This is a genomic window from Paraburkholderia sp. BL6665CI2N2, assembly GCF_004366535.1.
Lineage (GTDB): Bacteria > Pseudomonadota > Gammaproteobacteria > Burkholderiales > Burkholderiaceae > Paraburkholderia.
Genome location: NZ_SORC01000001.1, coordinates 6,106,009 through 6,124,330, shown reverse-complemented (window position 1 = coordinate 6,124,330; position 18,322 = coordinate 6,106,009). Strand labels below are relative to the sequence as shown.

Genomic DNA, 18,322 nt, shown 5'->3' with positions numbered 1-18,322 from the left:
GTCACCACCACCGACGTTAAGCCGTCGCCATCCCCGGTGCGGCTTGTCCCGAAGACTCATCAGGCCGCGGCGTAAAGCAACCGCCGATGCTAAGCCGTCGCAAGTTCGCCTGCACCGGCCGTGTTCGGCGTAGCAGCCGAACTGCCGCGCCGCCCGGCAAACGAGGACGAAGACGCCGCACCGCTGCCGGTCTGGAACACAGAGACAGCAGAAGTCAACCGCCGCGCCTGCTCCTCCAGCGAACTCGCGGCAGCCGCTGCCTGCTCCACCAGCGCGGCGTTTTGCTGCGTCACCTCGTCCATCTGCGCGACCGCGAGATTGACCTGATCGATGCCCGTGCTTTGCTCCAGAGCAGCCGCCGCGATTTCACCCATGATCGAACTCACGCGCGCAATCGCGCCGACGATCTCGGTCATCGTCGAACCCGAGCGTTGCACCAGTTGCGAGCCAGCCTGCACACGGGCCGTCGATTCGTCGATCAAGCCCTTAATCTCCTTGGCTGCCGCCGCGCTGCGTTGCGCGAGCGAGCGCACTTCGCTCGCCACCACCGCGAAGCCGCGCCCCTGCTCGCCGGCGCGCGCTGCTTCAACCGCGGCGTTCAGCGCCAGAATATTGGTCTGAAACGCGATCCCTTCGATCACGCCGACAATGTCGGCAATCCGTCGCGAATCGTCGACGATGCCATGCATCGTGCCCACCACCTGCTCCGTCAGATCGCCGCCTTGCGCGGCCAGCGTGGACGCGCCCTGCGCGAGCGAACTGGCCTGCTTCGCGTTGTCCGCCGTCTGCTTGACCGTCGAGGTGAGCTGTTCGATGCTCGCCGCCGTTTCTTCGAGCGACGCGGCCTGTTCCTCGGTACGTTGCGACAGATCGGTATTACCCGCGGCAATCTCGCTCACGCCGGTATCGATGGATTCCGTGCCTTGACGCACCGAGTTCACCGTCGCGATCAGCGATTCCTGCATCTTGCGCAGCGCGGCCGCGAGACGGCCCATTTCGTTATGGCTGCCCACGACGATCTGGCCGGTCAGGTCGCCATTGGCGATGCGCTGAAACTGGGCGATGGTCGCGTCGACCGGACGGACAATGGCACGCACCAGCACAGCGCGGCCGATCCATGCACCCAGCAGCGATGCCGCCATGCCGATCGCCACTGCAATGCAGATCGCGTAGAACAGATCCTGCGCGTCCTGATAGCGTTGCGCACCGTGATCGAGTTGCAACTGTTCGAGCGTAAGCATCGCCTTTTCGTACGCGCTGTAGAGCGACGGCAGCTTGTGCGCCTGCAATTGCTGGAAGGTCGTCTTGTCGCCGGACTTGAGCGCGGCGAGCGCCGGATCGATGCCTTCGTGTAGGAAGGTGTCGCGCTTGTCCTGCATGTCCTTGATGAGGCGTTGTTCGTCGGCGTCCGTGCTCGCGCGGCTCAGATAGTGGGCAAGGCGGTCGTTGGAGGCTTTCTGGTACTGATCAAAACGCTTGAGCACGGCATTCGCGCCGTCCTGATCGTTCAGGTCGACCAGCGATGCGTATGTCGCCAGCGCGAGACGCAGGCGCAACAACTGCCCGGCGCTGCCTTCGAGGTCGGCGACAGCGGGCGTGTCCACGGTGTACATCTGCTGCAGCGAAGCATTGCTCGAACGCAGCGACAGCAAGCCGGCGGCGGCGCCGAACAGCAGCACGACGCCGAAGAACACGATCATCAGGGTGAGGCAGGTGCGAATCGACAGATTTTTCAACATCGGGCTTGTCTCCGTTGGGCTGCCTGACCGGATGTTCAGTAATGCCTCGGCCACGCTGCTGCGCCCAAGCCCGTTCGGCCAGGTCCGCAACTCTTGTCTAAATTTAAGCGAACGCCACATATAAGGACTACGGCTCAATCGCAAAAAACTTTATGGTGGCTGGCGCATGGGCTTGCGCTACATCAACATACGGGTGCATATGAAGGGTGATTCGCACTGGGCATTGCGGGACTACCCGGCTTCTCGCCGGGCGGCGCTTGATGGAAAGTGGCGGGATGTGTCCACGGAGCACGGCGATGTCGGAAATAGGCTCGGCGGTCGTGGTTTTTGTTCTTCTGCTCGTCGTGACCGCGGCCGGGGTGTGCGTGCGCCCCCTCCTGCCCGAGGAGCACAAGGCGCACGAGACGGTGCAGTTGATCCAACTGGTGATCGGCATGCTGGTGACGTTCGCCGCGCTGGTACTCGGCTTGATGACGGCGTCCGCGAAATCCAGCTTCGACACCGCCTCGAACGACTTGCGCGCCTACGCGGCCGATCTGATCGAGTTCGACACTACCCTGCGCGATTACGGCACGGAAACCGAGCCGGCCCGGCATTTGTTGCGCCAGTACACCGCTGCGGCGATCGCATCCACGTGGCCTGCCGAAACGCCGCCCACTGGCGACTATCCGAAAGACATAGGGTCGCAAAACAACTCGCAGAAACTGGAGAGCGTGCGGCTCGGCGACATGCTGAGCGCCGTGGGCCGCGAGTTGCGGGCGCTGCGGACGCCCGACCCGTTACGGCAGCGCGCGCTCGATGACGGGCTGAAGCAATACCGGCGCGTCGTGGATGCGCGGTGGAAGCTCATCGAGGAAGCGCACAGTTCGATTTCCCAGCCTTTTCTCAAGACCTTGACGTTCTGGCTGGGTGTGATCTTTCTGAGTTTCGGCCTGATCGCGCCGCGCAACGCGTTGGCATTGGTCACGATTTCGCTCGGCGCGGTGTCGATTGCTTCGGCGATCTACGTGATTGTGGATCTGGATACGCCGTTTACGGGGCCGATCGTCATCTCCAGCGCGCCGTTGAGGGACGCGCTGGATCATTTGAGGCGGTGAGCGTCGCGCGGGCGTCACGGGACGAGCGCGTCGAACTCCGCAATCCGCCGCGCCCGTTCGATGACCGGCCGGTCGACCAGTTTGCCATCCACCGCGAACGCGCCTTGCGGATGCTCGCGAGAAGCCGCCAGAACGCGTGATGCCCAGCGTCGCTCGTCTTCGCTCGGTGCGAAGCCGCTGTTGACCGGGTCCACCTGTCGCGGGTGAATGCACAGCTTGCCGCCGAAGCCGAAGCGCCGCGCAGCGGCCACATGCTCCGTCAGGCGCGCGAGATCGTCGAGTTCCAGCGTCACACCGTCGATCGGCGCGGGCAGACCCGCGTAGCGCGATTCGATGACCATCTGCGAGCGCACGTAGTTCAGTTCCACGCCGAGCCCTTCAATGCCGGCATCGCCGCAAAAGTCCACCGTGCCGAAAGCGAGCCGCATGACCGACGGCGCGCCGGCAATTTCCCGCATTGCCACTACGCCCGTCACGGTTTCGATCAGCGCCACGATTCGCATCTGCGATGGCAGCCGAGCGGCGACATCGGCGAGTTGCTGCGCGCTGTCCGACTTCGGCAGCATCATCGTGGAAACGCCGGACGCGCGCACCATGTCCACGTCATCGATATGCCACGGCGTGCCTACTGCATTGACGCGGACGATCAGCCGCGTAAGGTCCGCCGTCGATAGCCAGCGTTGCAGGCCTTCGCGCGCGGCCTGCTTGGCCGCCGGTACGACCGCGTCTTCGAGATCGATCACCACCGCGTCGGCGCCCGTGTCGAGTGCCTTGCTGAACCGCTCGGGGCGGTCGCCCGGCACGAACAGATAACTGCGTGCGTCCATGTTCTTCTCCTGAACGGCACGCGGCGCGATGTTGCTAGTTCGCGTGCCAGTCGCGTTGAAATGTTTCGGAATAACTGTAGCGATCCGCCGGATGCACGCTGATCGTCAGCTCGACCACCTGCGCGCGCCGGTTCAGATAGCGCCGGCATAACCACAGCGCCGGCGAACGCGGCTTCGCGTTCAAACGCTGCGCCAGCTTCGCCGGCAGCGCCACCGCGCGGATTTCCTGCTGTACTTCGGTGATCTGCTCACCGAACTGCTTTTCGATCATCGTGTAGATCGGCACATGCGTCCGGCCGCTCAGGCCCGTCAACGAGCGAAACGCCGGGTGGATATACACCTCGGTGTGGCAGATCGGCTCAACACTCTCCGGCGACAGACGAATGCCCTCGGCCAGCAGCCAGGTTTCGCCCGGCTTCGCGCCGAGCCGCTCGATCAGATCCGGGTCGTCGATCTCCACTGTCTGCGTCGACGCGATCTCCAACTCCGTGTCGGTCGTATAACGGTGCAGATCGCTCAGGCGCTCCATCACCTGACGGTACGCGGTCTCGCTCTGCGTGGCTTTCACGCGGGTGCCGATGCCGGGCCGCCGGTCCACCAGACCGCGCTGCTCCAATTGCTTGATCGCCTGCCGCACGGTGAAGCGGCTCGCGCCGAACTGCTCGCACAGTTCGAACTCGGTCGGCAGCAACGTGCCGATGGGAAACTGTCCGCCCTGAATCTCGTTCAGGAGCGTCTGTGCCAGCTGCATGTAACGCGGCTGTTGCCCAAGGACTGTCGTGGCCATCTGGATGTGCAAAAAAGTGAGAGGGCGGACGGTTGCCCGCCCGGCCTTATTGCACCACACCCGCCTCCCTCAGCAAAGCGATCCTTTCCGCGCCGTAGCCCAGTTCGTCGAGCAGACGCTGCGTGTCTTGCCCGAGATCCGGCGCCGCACGCGTCGGCAGCGGCTCGTCGACCCGCACCGGCGCGGCCACGCCGTGCACCTTGCCGAAGCGCGGATGCTCGGCATCCACCACGCATTCGCGTTCGGCGACGAAGGGATTCTCCAGCGCCTCCTTGACGTTGAACACCGGCGCGGCCGGGACGCGGCCGCCGAAGCGTTCGAGCCATTGCGCCGTGGTCGCCGTCGAAAGCACTGCGTCGAGTTCGGTCTGCACCAGATCGCGATTCGCGAGACGCGCCTGGAAGTTACAAAAGCGCGGATCGGTCACCCACGACGGCTTGTCGATCACTTCGGCGAGCACGCCCCAGAACTTCTCCTTGTTGCACATCAGGAAGATCCAGCCGTCCTGCGTTTTGTACAACTGGCTCGGCGTGAGCGACGGGTGCGACGAGCGGTTCTCGCGCCCCGTCACCACACCGCCGTTCAGATACCACGTCGCGACATAGGCGAGGTTATGCAGCGCGACGTCGAAGAGACTCACGTCGATGTCGCGCCCTTTGCCCGACGTCTTCGCATCGACGAGGCCGGCGAGCAGTGCCATCGCCGCCGTCGTGCCGGTCATCAGATCGATGATCGACAGGCCGAAGCGCGCCGGCGGACTGTCGGGTTCGCCGGTGACTGACAGATAGCCCGCCTCGGCTTGCATCAGATAGTCGTAGCCCGGCCATGCCGCGCGGCTGCCAGTTCGTCCATAAGCGGACAGATGCCCGCAAACGATCTTCGGATTCGCCTCGCAAAGTTGCGCGTAAGTGAGCCCGAGTTTTGCCGGCAGATCGCCGCGCAAATTGTTGAACACGGCGTCGCTTTTCGCGACGAGGTCGAGCAGCACCGCGCGCGCTTCGGGCTTCTTCAGATCGAGCGTGAGACTGCACTTGTTCCGATTGAACGCCTCGAAGAAGTGGCTATCGCCCTCGCCGAAGAAATACGGGCCCACCGCGCGGCCGACGTCGCCGCCATTGCTCGGATGCTCGATCTTGATGATCTCCGCACCAAGGTCCGCGAGATGTTGAGTGGCGAAAGGCCCGGCGCCGTACTGTTCGATGGCGAGCACGCGCACGCCTGAGAGAGGCAAACTCATACCGGGCTCCGTTCGATCAATTGCTTGGCGATGATGATGCGTTGCATCTCGTTGGTGCCTTCACCGATCGTAAGAAGCGGCGCGTCGCGATACAGGCGCTCGACGTTGTACTCCTTCGAATAACCATACGCGCCGTGAATGCGCATGGCCTCGACGCTGTTTTCCAACGCAGCTTCGGTGGCGAAGTATTTCGCCATGCCCGCTTCCATGTCACAGCGCTCGCCGCGGTCGTACTTCTTCGCGGCGGCGTCGACGAGCAGACGTCCTGCTTCGACACGCGTCGCCATTTCGCCGAGCTTCAGCTGGATCGCCTGGTGTTCGCAGATCGGTTTGCCGAAGGTTTTGCGCTGCTGCGAATAGCTGACCGATTCATCGAGCGCGGCTTGCGCGACGCCGACGCCGCGCGCCGCGACGTTGATACGGCCGAGTTCGAGGCCGCCGAGTATCTGTTGCAGGCCCTTTCCTTCCACGCCGCCAATCAGCGCATCCGTGGACACGTGATAGTCGTTGAAAGACAACTCGCACGTATCGATGCCTTTGTAGCCGAGCTTTTCGAGTTGACGGCTGACCTCGAATCCCGGTCCTTTCTGCACCAGCAACAAACTCATCCCTCGGTGACGCGGCTGCGCCGTCGTATCCGTCTTCACCAGCAGCGCCAGCGTGTTGCCGTGCTTGCTGTTGGTGATCCACGTCTTGTTGCCGTTCACGATGTACTCGTCGCCGACGCGTTTGGCCGTCGTGCGAATGGCTTGCAGATCGGTGCCGCAATCGGGCTCGGTGAGGCCGATGCCGCCGCGCCACTCGCCGGTGGCGAACTTCGGCAGATATTTGCTCTTCTGCTCGGGCGTGCCGTTGCGTTGCACCAGCATGGCGAGAATCAGATGCGAATTGATGATGCCGCTCACCGACATCCACACCCGCGAGATGCGCGCGACGATCTGCGCGTAGGTCCGAGTCGACAGACCCAGCCCGCCATACTCGGGATCGATGATGCAGCCGAACAGACCCATCTCCTTCATCTTCTCGACGATCTCCGCTGGATAGATATCGTCGTGATCGAGTTGGTGAACATAAGGACGCACCTCGGTTTCGAGAAACCGGTCCAGCATGTCGAGAATCAGTTGATCGTTTTCCAGCGTGTCGAGTTCTGTTGCGGTCATGATGACGTCCTTAGGATGCAGTGTGTCCGGCAAGCGTATCGGCGAGCGCGCGGGCCGGCTGTTCGTCGAGTTGCAATACGGCTTGGGCGATCTGTTCGGCGGCGCTGCGCGAGACGCTGCGCTGCGCGTTCGCGTAGAACTTGGCGACGATGTCGTCGTTGCTGACGGGCCGGTCCGCGCAGCCGCGATTGATCGCCTCGCGATGCGCGACGCGCGAGCCGTCGCTGCGTTCCACCACGACTTCGCCCGTGTAATGGCGCGGGAAGGTCGTGTCGGGGTCGATTTCATAGTCGACTTTTGCGGCAAGTGCGAGCACCGCGGGGTCGGCGAGCGCGGCCGGTTCGAGTTCGTCGAGCGTGAAGCGGCCTTTGAGCAACGCGGTGGCGACGATGTACGGCACGCTGAATTGCGCGTCGTAGGCGGTGACCGGTTTGCGCTTCGCATCGACCGGTTCGCACACGATTTCGACCGTGCCGCGCGGTACGTTGGCGATCACGCGTTTGATCGAGTCGAGCTTTTCTGCCGAGAAACGATGTTCGCGATTTAGCGCGATCGCCGCGTCGGCGACTGCATGCGTGAAGTGGCATGCGGGCAGCGGTTTGATCGCCACTTCGTCGATCTGCCAGGCGCTGCCGAGCCCTTCTGTGGCGAGTTCACGATCGGCCGCGTCGAGCGGCTTACCGAGGTGGCTGGCGTAGAGGCCGAAGCGTCCTTCATAGGCCAGACGCGGGCCGGTGAAGCCGTGCTTCGCGAGCGTCGCGGCAGTGATAGCCGAGGCGGCCGCGAAACCGGGATGAGCACGCTTGGTCCACGCGCCGTCTTCGAGGAATTCGAGGCTGCCGGCGGCCATCGAAAGAACGATGCCTTGTGCGTGCGCCATGCGGGCTTCGTCGAGTTGCAGCAATCTGGATGCGGCGACCGCGCAGCCGAATGCGCCGACCAGACCCGTCGGATGAAACCCGGCGTCGTGGAATCCGCCCTTCGCCGCCGATGCCACACGCGTCGACACTTCCATGGCGACGATGTACGCGGCCAGCAGGTCCGCGCCGCTCACGCCGTCGCGGTCGGCGAGCGCGAGCACGCAGGGCAATGCGCTGGTGGTCGAGTGAATGACGCCGCGTGAATGCGTGTCGTCGAAGTCGAGACCGTGAATCAGCACGCCGTTCATCATCGCGGAATCACGCAAGTCGAGTCGCCGGCCATAGCCGATGACGGGTGAAGCGCCGCTGCCGAGCTCCGAGAACGCGGCAAGCGAAACATCCGCATACGGATAACCGCGCGACGCGAATGCAATGCCGACGGCGTCGAGAATCAGATGCTTCGCGCGGGTTTGCACGGCGCGCGGTACGTCGCTCAATTGCAAGCCCAGGCCGAAGCGCGCGTATTGATCGGACAGCGTGACGGAGGAAGCGAGTGAAGTCATGAGCTTTAACCTTGCTGGGTAGCGGGTAGCGAATCAGAGTCGGTTTCGAGGCTCGGCGAGATCCGTTCGAGCGCATGCTGGTTGGTTTCCACACGCAGCAGCAGAATCCCGAACACCAGCAACGCGAGCACGCTGCTCACCATGGCCAGCACGCCGGACACGCCGAACGAGTTGTAGAGCAGCACCGCCAGATACGGCGTGCTCATGGAGGCGGCGCGGCCGCATACGCCCGCCGTGCCGGTGCCGCGCAGGCGCAGTTCAGTCGGAAACAGTTCCGGGATGTAGGCGAACAAGCCCAGCGTGGTGACCGTATAGATGCAGGTGATCAACACGAAGCCGACGCTGCTGATCGCCCAGCCCGCATGCATGTTCGGATAGATGAAGCCGACCACGATCGTGGCGATCGCGAAGATCACGAGGCCACGCGCCCGTCCGATCCGGTCCGCGCAGAAGAAGCCGACCAGTGCGCCGCCCGGCGCGCCGAACGCCATCAGCGTCGTGAAGCCTAGCGATTGCACAATGGTGAGGCCTTCCTTGACGAAGAAGGTCGGCAGCCATGCAACAAAACCGTACACCGAAATATTCACGGCGACTGCAGTGAGAATCGCAACCAGCGTGCGGCCGAGCATGGCGTGTGAGAACAATGCGGAGAACAGTGCTTTCGGCACTTCGAGACTTTCGGTGCGTTCGACAGGCGGCAACGGACCTCGCTGACGCTGCACCTCGTGTTCGATAGCGGAGACAGTCGCCTCGGCTTCTTCACTGCGTCCAACCGATTCGAGCCAGCGCGGCGACTCCGGCATCCGATGCCGCAGCACCCACACGATGATCGCGCCGACTCCGGCAATGGCGAACATATAACGCCAGCCGAGATGCGGAATCACGACGTAACCCACCGCCGTCGACACCAGCAATCCGGAATTGATGATGAGCGCGAGCAAGGCGGTCCAGCGTCCGCGTGATGCGGGCGGGATGAATTCACATAGAGTGCCTGCCGCGACCACCAGTTCGGCGCCGAGGCCGACGCCCATGATCAGCCGCAATACGATCAGCCACATCATATTCGGCACGAAACACGCGGCAATCGACGCAATGCCGAAGATCAGCAGGTTCGTCTGATATGACGAGCGGCGGCCGAAGCGGTCGCCGAGATAGCCGGCAAAGCCCGCGCCGATCAGCATGCCGAGAAAGGTCACCGAGATGAACAACGCGTTCAGCTTCAGATCCGAGAAGCCCGCTTTCACCATTGCGCCGAGCGCACCGGCCGCGAGATAGATGTCGAAGGCGTCAAGAAAGGCGCCCGCGCTGATGAGCCCGAGGACCTTCCAATGAAAGGACGCGATGGGCAGGCGATCGAGTCGCGCGCCCGAGTTGACGATACCGATAGCCACCTTTGTCTCCTTGTGTGCGTGCGGCTGCGTTGGCGCCCGCCGCATCGCGACGCCTGTTCGGACGTCGCCGGAATCCACGCGCTGACTGCTCTTGCTGGCAGATATGCGCTGTTTTGCTGCTGGTCGTTCTTAGACTGGGCGGGCCCTCGGCCCGAACATGTGGCGGTTCACGCCGGATGACGCGTCAATCAATCGCCCACTCCGTGCCCGCGCGCCGGCACCAAGGCGCTGCGTACGAAATCCATGATCGGCGTGCCGTCCTGCTTGAACGCGCGGGTCTGCACGGTGACGATGCCCTGCCCCGGACGCGACTTCGACTCGCGCTTTTCGAGCACTTCGGATTCCGCATAGATCGTGTCGCCGCAAAACACCGGGCCGGTCAGACGAATCTCTTTCCAACCGAGGTTGGCGATCGCCTTGCCGCTCACGTCGTTTACCGACAGACCCAGCACCACGGCAACCGTCAGACCGCTATTGACGAGCAGGCGGCCGAACTCGCTTTTGGCGGCGTAGGCGGCGTCGCAGTGCATCGGATGGAAGTTCATCGTCAGCAGCGAGAAGTGGATGTTGTCGGCTTCGGTAATAGTGCGCCCGGGGCGGTGTTCGTAGATGTCGCCCACCTGAAAATCTTCGAGGTAGCGGCCGTAGCTGGCGCGAATGCGGTTTTTGACTGCGACGTCGGACTCCATGCCTGTCTCCTGTTTCGAGTGACTTATTTGTCTTTGTTACTTTGTCCGTACAAAGTGTGGTTTGAGTATTGTCGTCGGAGGGGGGAATGTCAAGGCGGTATTCTTGGAGTCGGCGCGCAATTGGCGTAAATGAGCCGCTGAGGCACGCCAGTGCTCGTGACCAGGTTTATCCCTGGCAAGTGGTCAGGGACGGAGGCGACGGGTCTACGTCAGAGTTGACCAAGCGACGTGCAAATAAAAAAACCCGCTGCTTGAGCGGGGTTCATTGCATCAGTTCTGCGCGAGTGCGGATGAATCAGAACGGAATATCGTCATCCATCTCATCAAACCCGCCGCCAGCCGGCGCGCTCGGACGGCTCGCGCCGCCACCGCCACCACCGCTGCCGCCACGCGCACCGCCGCCCGACACTGCGCGGCCGCCGCCACCGCCACCGCCACTACGTTCCGACGGTTCGCCGCGGCTGTAGCCGCCTTCGTCGCCACCGCCGCCCATCGAACCGCCGCGACCGCCCAGCATTTGCATCTGTTCGGCGACGATTTCCGTCGAGTAACGGTCGGTGCCGTCTTGCGCCTGCCACTTACGGGTGCGGATGCGCCCTTCCAGGTACACCGACGAACCCTTCTTCAGATATTCGGAGACGATTTCCGCGAGGCGGCCGAAGAACGACACGCGGTGCCATTCGGTCGCTTCCTTCATTTCGCCCGACGCCTTGTCCTTGTACCGATCCGTCGTTGCAAGGCGGATGTTCGCCACTGCGTCGCCGCTCGGCAGATAACGGACTTCCGGATCGGCTCCGAGATTGCCGACGAGAATGACCTTGTTCACGGATGCCATGAGTTTCTCCTGTTGATTCCGTTACGGACGGCGCGGCAATACACGGTTTCGCGTTTCAGGGCCGGCAGGCCCGAGACCGGAACTGCGCCTCTGCCCGCCGCCGGGTGAGTTCTGGGTGAGTTCGGGATGCGCCGTATTACGCTTTGCGCGGCGGCTGTTTCATCTTTGCGGCGATTATAAGCCAGCACAAGACGAGCCCCGAACACGTAAAAAAGACAGCGCTCTGACCATCCACTTTCAGCAGCCAACCGCCGACCACACCGCCCAGCGCAAGACCGATCGACTGTGTGGTGTTGTACACGCCGGCCGCCGCGCCCTTGCGGGTTCCCGGCGCCAGTTTCGACACCAGCGAAGGCTGCGAAGCCTCAAGAATATTGAAGCCCAAAAAGTACACAAAAAGGATCGCCGCCACACTCAGAATCGTATGCGCAGCGACGCCCAATAACAACTGTCCGATCAGGATAAGACCGATCGCGGAAAGCAGCACGATTTTCATCTTGCCGCGCTTTTCGGCGGCGATGATCGCGGGCACCATCATCACGAACGAAAGGCCCATGACCGGCAAATACACTTTCCAGTGCGACGCGACCGGCAGGCCGCCCGCTTCGAGAATACGCGGCACGACGAGGAACAGTGCGGTTTGCGTGGCATGCAGGACCAGCACGCCGAAGTTCAGACGCAGCAGCTCGACGTTGTGCAGCACTTCGGCGAACGGCGCGCGCACGTGCACCGGTTTCGGCGCATCGGGCACGATCCACAGCACCACGCCGATCGCCAGAATCGAGAAGATGCCGACCAGCGTAAACAGCCCGCTCATGCCGACCCACTGGAACACGATCGGCGCACCGACGATCGCGACCGCGAACGACACGCCGATGCTGCCGCCCACCATCGCCATGGCCTTGGTGCGATGTTCCTCGGAGGTCAGGTCGGCGATAAACGCGATCACCGCCGACGACACCGCGCCCATGCCCTGAATCACCCGCCCGACGATGATCCACGTCATGTCGTGCGCGCCCGCCGCGACGAAGCTGCCGAGCGCGAAAATCAGCAAACCGGTCGCAATGACCGGTTTGCGGCCGACCTTGTCGGAAACCCAACCGTAAAAGATGTACAGCATGGACTGCGTCACGCCGTATGCGCCGAGCGCGATACCCACCAGCAGCACGTTGTCGCCGCCGGGGATGGTCTTCGCGTAGATCGAGAACACCGGCATGATCATGAAGAGACCGAGCATGCGCAGCGCAAAGATGGCGGCGAGCGACACGGTCGCGCGCAGTTCAGGCGCGCTCATGCGTGAGGAAATGGCGGACGGATTGGACATCGGGAGCGTTCGTAGATTGAGCTGGGCGGCACACCGCGGACAGGCACAGCGGCGGAGCGGCCACGCCCGCGAGGCTTGCCGCAAGACGGCGGGCCGGCAGCGCCGCGGCGTTCAAGCCGACAGCCTTCCTGCATTCCCGCTGGCGCCTCGCGGTGCCTCGTGTTGCCTTGTACTCGCGGAAAATGGCCCCAAGTTAGACGTCTTCCCCGCGGCGCTGGACCGCTGCCTTACAGCACGCCTCGACGCCTCTTCAGGCTGTCAGGAAGCCGTAACGGCGGTCTTGAAAAGTCGTTATAGTAGCAGGTTTAGCCTCTTCCTCTTTCCGCCAGTTCATGGAATAAATCCGTGGAACAAATCCGTATTCGTGGGGCTCGTACCCACAACCTGAAGAACGTCAACCTCGATTTACCCCGTCACAAGCTCGTTGTCATCACGGGCCTTTCAGGCTCGGGCAAATCGTCGCTGGCGTTCGACACGCTTTACGCGGAAGGACAACGGCGCTACGTCGAAAGTCTCTCCGCCTACGCACGCCAGTTCCTGCAACTGATGGAGAAACCGGACGTCGATCTGATCGAAGGCCTGTCGCCGGCGATCTCGATCGAACAGAAGGCGACCTCGCACAATCCGCGTTCCACGGTCGGCACCGTCACCGAGATTCACGACTACCTGCGCCTGTTGTTCGCACGGGTCGGCACGCCTTACTGTCCGGACCACGAAATTCCGCTGGAAGCGCAAAGCGTCTCGCAGATGGTCGACGCCGCGCTCGCGTTGCCGGAAGAAACGAAGCTGATGATCCTCGCGCCCGTCGTGGCGAATCGCAAAGGCGAGCACGTCGAACTGTTCGAGGAAATGCAGGCGCAAGGCTTTATCCGCTTCCGCGTGCGCTCCGGCGGCGGCACCGCCAATGAAGGCGTCGCGAAGATCTATGAAGTCGACTCGCTGCCGAAGCTGAAGAAGAACGACAAGCACACCATCGACGTGGTCGTGGACCGCCTGAAAGTGCGCCCCGACATGAAGCAGCGTCTCGCCGAATCGTTCGAAACGGCGCTGCGTCTCGCCGACGGCCGCGCGATCGCGCTCGAAATGGATACGGACAAGGAGCATCTGTTCAGCTCGAAGTTCGCCTGCCCGATCTGCTCGTACTCGCTGCAGGAGCTGGAGCCGCGCCTCTTCTCGTTCAACAATCCGATGGGCGCATGCCCGGAATGCGACGGCCTCGGCCAGATCACTTTCTTCGATCCGAAGCGGGTGGTCGCGCATCCGTCGCTGTCGCTCGCGGCGGGCGCCGTGAAGGGCTGGGACCGGCGCAATCAGTTCTACTTCCAGATGCTGCAGAGTCTCGCGGCGTTCTACGAGTTCGACATCGACACGGCCGTCGAAGACTTGCCGGAGAAAGTCCGCAAGATCCTGCTGTTCGGTTCGGGCAAGCAGGAGATCCCGTTCTCGTACATCAACGAACGTGGCCGTACTTCGGTGCGCGAGCATGTATTCGAAGGGATCATCCCGAACCTGGAGCGGCGTTACCGCGAGACCGATTCGGTCGCGGTGCGCGAAGAACTCGCCAAGTATCAGAACAATCAGCCCTGCCCGGCCTGCGCCGGCACGCGGCTGCGGCGCGAAGCGCGCTTCGTGCGGATCGGCACGGACGGCGACGCGCGCGGCATCTTCGAAATCAGCGGCTGGCCGCTGCGCGACGCGCTCGGCTATTTCCAGACGCTGCGTCTGGAAGGCTCGAAGCGCGAAATCGCCGACAAGGTGGTCAAGGAAATCGTCGCGCGCTTGATGTTCCTGAACAACGTCGGGCTCGATTATCTGTCGCTCGAACGGAGCGCGGAGACGCTGTCGGGTGGCGAGGCGCAGCGCATTCGCCTCGCGTCGCAGATCGGCTCGGGCCTGACCGGCGTGATGTACGTGCTGGACGAGCCGTCCATCGGCCTGCATCAGCGCGATAACGACCGGCTGATCGCCACGCTCAAGCATCTGCGCGACCTCGGCAACTCGGTGATCGTCGTCGAACACGATGAAGACATGATCCGCATGGCCGACTACGTGGTCGACATGGGGCCGGGCGCGGGCGAACACGGCGGCATGGTGATCGCCGAGGGCACGCCCAAGCAGGTGCAGGCGAACGCGGCGTCGATGACCGGGCAGTACATGTCCGGCGCGCGCAACATCGAATTCCCCGACGAACGCAAGGAGCCCGACGATAAGCGCCTGCGAATCGTCGAGGCGTACGGCAACAATCTGCAGCACGTGTCGCTGGATCTGCCGGTCGGCCTGCTCACCTGCGTGACCGGCGTGTCCGGTTCGGGCAAGTCCACGCTGATCAACGACACGCTGTATCACGCGGTCGCGCATCACCTGTACGGCTCGGCCACGGAGCCGGCGCCGTATGAATCGATCGAAGGCCTCGAGCACTTCGACAAGGTCATCAACGTCGACCAGTCGCCGATCGGCCGCACGCCGCGCTCGAACCCGGCCACCTACACGGGCCTCTTCACGCCGATCCGCGAACTGTTCGCGGGCGTGCCCGCGGCGAAGGAACGCGGCTATGAAGCCGGCCGCTTCTCGTTCAACGTGAAGGGCGGCCGCTGCGAGTCCTGCCAGGGCGACGGCGTGCTGAAAGTCGAGATGCACTTCCTGCCCGATGTGTACGTGCCGTGCGACGTCTGTCACGGCAAGCGCTACAACCGCGAAACGCTGGACGTGCAGTACAAAGGCAAGAACATCAGCGAAGTGCTCGACATGACGGTGGAGAACGCCTATGAGTTCTTCAAGCCGGTGCCGGTCGTTGCGCGCAAGCTGAAAACCTTGCTGGACGTGGGTCTGGGTTATATCCGGCTGGGCCAGTCGGCGACTACCCTGTCGGGCGGCGAGGCGCAGCGGGTCAAACTATCTTTGGAACTGAGCAAGCGTGATACGGGTCGCACGCTATACATACTTGATGAGCCGACCACCGGCTTGCACTTTCATGACATCGCCTTGTTGCTCGAAGTGATTCATCGATTACGCGACCAGGGTAATACCGTCGTGATCATCGAGCATAATCTCGATGTAATTAAGACTGCGGACTGGGTCATCGATCTCGGTCCGGAAGGCGGAGCGGGCGGCGGGCAGATCATCGCCCAAGGCACGCCGGAACAAGTTGCGAAGTCAAAGGCAAGTTTTACCGGCAAGTACCTGGCGCCTCTGCTGAAACGCGCGGCCAGTAAAAGTAAGTAACGCGGCACAACTCGGTTGGAGACGGAATAAGCCATGGCCAAGCGGAATCAGGCGCGCGACGACGGGCAAGTGCAGGACCTACGCCCACGCCCGGTCAGGCTGACGAGCGACATGAGCCTGCCGAAGCTGTCGGCGGTTGAAATCGGCAGTTATATCGTGATGCTGTTCGGCATGTGGGCGGTTATCGAACTCCGGCTGCTCGGCGCGTTGCTCGCCGGGCTGCTGGTGTTCCAACTGGTTCACACCATCGCGCCGCGCATCGAGCGCCACATGTCGAGCAAGCGGGCGCGTTGGCTCGCGGTGGTGTTCCTGGCCACGGTGATCGTGGGCGCGTTGACGGGGCTCACGCTCGGCATCATCGAGCATTTCGAGAACGACGTGCCGAGCGTGCAGAAGCTGCTCGACCAGGCCATGCAGCTGATCGACCAGGCGCGCGGCCGGATTCCGCAATTCGTCGCCAACTATCTGCCGGTCGATACCGAACAGATGAAAACCAAGGCGGCGGAGCTGATGCAGACGCACGCCAACATGCTGCAGCAAAGCGGCAAAACCGCGGCGCGCGCGTTCACGCATATCCTGATCGGCATGATCATCGGCGCGATCATCGCGGTCGGCGCGCAGAAGCATATGCAGCGGCTGCCGCTATCCACGGCGTTCGTCACACGCGTGACACGTTTCGCCGACGCGTTTCGCCGCATCGTGTTCGCCCAGGTAAAGATCTCGGCGATCAACGCGGCCTTCACCGGCATTTTCCTGCTGGTGATTCTGCCGATCTTCCACGACACGCTGCCGTTGTCGAAGACGCTGGTGCTGGTCACGTTCATCGTCGGCTTGCTGCCGGTGATCGGCAATCTGATCTCGAACACGATCATCGTCGCGGTGGCGCTCTCGGTGAGCTTTCCCGCAGCGGTCATGTCGCTCGTGTTCCTGATCCTGATTCACAAGCTCGAGTACTTCCTGAACGCGCGCATCGTGGGCGGACAGATCGAGGCGCGCGCGTGGGAATTGCTGATCGCCATGCTCATCATGGAAGCCGCGTTCGGTCTTCCCGGCGTGGTCGCGGCACCGATTTTCTATGCGTACATCAAGCGGGAACTGATCTACTTGCGGTTGGTTTGAGGCGGCGGGAAGCGCGCCACCAGAACGGAAACAGCGGCGCTTCGGCGCCGTTTTTCATTGGTCGCACGTTTACGGAAAACTTGCGGCGCACGGCAACACTCCCGTAAGATGCGAACAATTCCCATTTACGCAAACCTGTGCCGTGACACCCCTTTCCAAGCCCTGCTCCATCGCGACGGCTCGCCTATGAGGCGTCAGCTCGTCCGTCTGCACCGCTGGTTCGGTGTCGCCACAGCGCTGTTTCTGTTCGTCGCCGGCCTGACTGGCGCGATCATCGCGTGGGACCATGAGCTCGATGCGGCACTGAACCCATCCTTCTTCAAAGCCCGTAGCGCCGGTCCGGCGCTGTCGGGCCTGGAGTTGGCGCGTCGCGTGGAAGCGGTCGATTCGCGTCTTCAGGTGACGTATCTGCCGCTGGCCGCCGAGCCGGGCCATACGCTGCAAATGATGGTGCTGCCGAGAACCGATCCGGGCACCCGGAAGCCCTACCCGCTCGACTTCAATCAGATTGCCGTCGACCCCGCCACCGGCGAGATCCAGGGGCGCCGCGAATGGGGCGTCGCCTCGCTCGCGCGGCTCAATCTGATCCCGTTCATTTACAAGCTGCACTACACGCTGCAACTGCCGTTTACGGGCGGCGCGGACATCGGCACGTGGTTGATGGGGATCGTCGGCATCATCTGGCTGTTCGACAGCATGATCGCGTTGTGGCTGTCGTTTCCGAGCGTCAAGGCATGGCGCAAGTCGTTCGCGTTTCGCCTCGGGCGCGGCGGCTATACGTTCACGTTCGATTTGCACCGCTCGGGCGGCGTGTGGATCTGGGGACTGCTGTTGATCGTTGCGCTGACATCGGTATCGATGAATCTCTCCGCGCCGGTGGTGCGCCCCATCGTGTCGTTGTTCTCGAAGCTCACGCCGGACCCGATCAACAACCCGGAAATTCTGCGCGCCCCGCAACCCGGCGACAAGGCGTTGAGCCGCGAACGTATCGTGCAACTGGCCGAGCAGGCAGGCAAGGCGCAGAACCTCGGCGTCGCGCCGGGCGGCATCTACTACGCGGAATTCATCCATGCATACGGCGTCGGTTTCTACGCGACCGGCAACGATCATGGCGACTTCGGCCTCGGCGTTCCGTGGATGTATTGGGACGCGGCCACCGGCAAGCAACTTGGCGCGCAGATCCCCGGCAGGGGCACGGCGGGCGATATTTTCGTGCAGGTGCAATTCCCTCTGCATTCGGGACGCATCCTCGGTCTCGGCGGACGGATTCTGATTAGCGCTGTGGGCCTCGCGGTCGCCGTGCTGAGCGCGACGGGGCTGCTAATCTGGCTGAAGAAGCTGAGCGCGCGCCGCCGTTCGGCGCAGAACGCCAGTCTCGCGCGCGAAGCGGGCCGGTCCGCGGCGCGCTCCTGAAATGCGGGCAAACAAAAAGGCGGCGCCGGAATCATCCGGACGCCGCCTTCCTTACCGAG

General features: G+C 63.0%; 14 protein-coding genes. 4 read left to right on the top strand and 10 right to left on the bottom strand.

Features of this window, described 5'->3' with window-relative positions; genetic code table 11:
• Positions 1 to 89: 89 nt before the first annotated feature.
• Entirely contained in the window at positions 90 to 1,739 is a 1,650-nt protein-coding gene (locus B0G81_RS27575) for a methyl-accepting chemotaxis protein (RefSeq protein ID WP_134139549.1), read from the bottom strand.
• Positions 1,740 to 2,035: 296 nt separating this feature from the next.
• On the opposite strand from B0G81_RS27575, the gene B0G81_RS27570 reads away from it, so the two are divergent.
• Positions 2,036 to 2,836, top strand: a complete 801-nt coding sequence (locus B0G81_RS27570; protein ID WP_106282072.1) for a hypothetical protein — start codon at positions 2,036 to 2,038, stop codon at positions 2,834 to 2,836.
• 14 nt (positions 2,837 to 2,850) lie between these two features.
• Here B0G81_RS27570 and B0G81_RS27565 read toward each other — a convergent pair whose 3' ends face one another.
• From B0G81_RS27565 to B0G81_RS27525, 9 genes are all read right to left on the bottom strand, one after another.
• Positions 2,851 to 3,663 (bottom strand): CoA ester lyase, encoded by an 813-nt coding sequence (locus B0G81_RS27565; RefSeq protein WP_134139546.1) that lies wholly within the window; start codon positions 3,661 to 3,663, stop codon positions 2,851 to 2,853.
• A 34-nt stretch (positions 3,664 to 3,697) separates the two neighbouring features.
• Entirely contained in the window at positions 3,698 to 4,450 is a 753-nt protein-coding gene (locus tag B0G81_RS27560; protein ID WP_106302037.1) for a GntR family transcriptional regulator, read from the bottom strand.
• Positions 4,451 to 4,496: 46 nt separating this feature from the next.
• On the bottom strand, positions 4,497 to 5,687 hold the full coding sequence (locus tag B0G81_RS27555) for a CoA transferase (RefSeq protein ID WP_134139543.1): 1,191 nt from the start codon (positions 5,685 to 5,687) through the stop codon (positions 4,497 to 4,499).
• Entirely contained in the window at positions 5,684 to 6,847 is a 1,164-nt protein-coding gene (locus B0G81_RS27550) for an acyl-CoA dehydrogenase family protein (protein WP_134139538.1), read from the bottom strand. Before B0G81_RS27550 ends, B0G81_RS27555 begins: the two co-directional genes overlap by 4 nt.
• Positions 6,848 to 6,857: 10 nt before the next feature.
• On the bottom strand, positions 6,858 to 8,270 hold the full coding sequence (locus B0G81_RS27545) for an MmgE/PrpD family protein (RefSeq protein ID WP_134139536.1): 1,413 nt from the start codon (positions 8,268 to 8,270) through the stop codon (positions 6,858 to 6,860).
• A 5-nt stretch (positions 8,271 to 8,275) separates the two neighbouring features.
• The gene (locus tag B0G81_RS27540) at positions 8,276 to 9,706 is read right to left on the bottom strand and encodes an MFS transporter (protein ID WP_134139533.1); all 1,431 of its coding nucleotides are present in this window, start codon (positions 9,704 to 9,706) and stop codon (positions 8,276 to 8,278) included.
• A gap of 143 nt (positions 9,707 to 9,849) precedes the next feature.
• Positions 9,850 to 10,350, bottom strand: a complete 501-nt coding sequence (locus B0G81_RS27535) for a MaoC family dehydratase (protein WP_012431675.1) — start codon at positions 10,348 to 10,350, stop codon at positions 9,850 to 9,852.
• A gap of 295 nt (positions 10,351 to 10,645) precedes the next feature.
• Entirely contained in the window at positions 10,646 to 11,185 is a 540-nt protein-coding gene (locus B0G81_RS27530) for a single-stranded DNA-binding protein (RefSeq protein ID WP_012431674.1), read from the bottom strand.
• A gap of 136 nt (positions 11,186 to 11,321) precedes the next feature.
• On the bottom strand, positions 11,322 to 12,509 hold the full coding sequence (locus tag B0G81_RS27525) for an MFS transporter (RefSeq protein WP_166679064.1): 1,188 nt from the start codon (positions 12,507 to 12,509) through the stop codon (positions 11,322 to 11,324).
• 345 nt (positions 12,510 to 12,854) lie between these two features.
• On the opposite strand from B0G81_RS27525, the gene uvrA reads away from it, so the two are divergent.
• The 3 genes from uvrA (at position 12,855) to B0G81_RS27510 (ending at position 18,263) form a co-directional block, all read left to right on the top strand.
• Positions 12,855 to 15,731: an excinuclease ABC subunit UvrA gene (uvrA, locus tag B0G81_RS27520; RefSeq protein ID WP_106282088.1), complete on the top strand. Its 2,877-nt coding sequence runs from the start codon at positions 12,855 to 12,857 to the stop codon at positions 15,729 to 15,731.
• Positions 15,732 to 15,764: 33 nt separating this feature from the next.
• Entirely contained in the window at positions 15,765 to 16,850 is a 1,086-nt protein-coding gene (locus B0G81_RS27515; RefSeq protein WP_106282090.1) for an AI-2E family transporter, read from the top strand.
• A gap of 186 nt (positions 16,851 to 17,036) precedes the next feature.
• Entirely contained in the window at positions 17,037 to 18,263 is a 1,227-nt protein-coding gene (locus B0G81_RS27510; RefSeq protein WP_134139528.1) for a PepSY-associated TM helix domain-containing protein, read from the top strand.
• Positions 18,264 to 18,322: the final 59 nt, after the last annotated feature.